Origin of the sequence: Flavobacterium selenitireducens (assembly GCF_014748335.1) — a bacterium.
Classification (GTDB): Bacteria; Bacteroidota; Bacteroidia; order Flavobacteriales; family Flavobacteriaceae; genus Flavobacterium; species Flavobacterium selenitireducens.
Map to the genome: position 1 here is coordinate 1 of NZ_JAAVIY010000034.1, position 645 is coordinate 645.

Below are 645 nucleotides of genomic sequence, written 5' to 3' on the forward strand. Positions count from 1 at the left end.
TGGTGGCTTTGTAGAGGTAGACCTGTCCCTGCTTGAGCCTGTTCTTCTTGTCCTTATCGAACTCCTTCTCCTTGAAGCTCTCACTCGAGAAGTAGATCGTGTTGCCATCGGCAGATACCGTGGCCGGGCCTTCGTGGAACCTGCTGTTGAGGCTGCTCACCGGGGTCGGCTCGGCAAAGGTGCCGTCGGCGTTCATCACGGCCGAATACAGATCCAAAAACGGCTCCTCGTTCCAGCCGTAGGTCTTGCGGGCCTTGTTGCGGGCCGAGGCGAAGTACAGATGGTTGTCGTTGCTCAAAACCGCCCCGAAGTCCGATTTGTCGCTGTTGATGGCAAGGGCCTTGTCGTCAAAGAGTTTGGCCTGGGCACGCAGCTTGGGCAAATAGTTCGGATCGGCCCTGTATTCCTTGGCCCGGTCGTCGTTCGGGGACAGCTGGGCGAACTTGGCCATCTGCCTGTTGGCCTCCTCGTATTTGCCTTCGGCCTTGAGCATCTGGGCATAACGGAAGTACGTCTCGGCATCCTGCTGGCCCTCGACGGCCCTGGCGTACCAGCGCACGGCCTCCTTGGAGTTGAACACGTTGTAGTAGCTCTCGGCAAGCTGGCGGTACACATAAGGATCGCCCTTGCCCTTCTCGGTGAGCT

General features: G+C 58.8%; 1 pseudogene. It reads right to left on the minus strand.

Annotated elements, in window-relative coordinates:
* Positions 1-645: pseudogene (locus HC229_RS16535) on the minus strand (PD40 domain-containing protein); the annotation flags it as partial.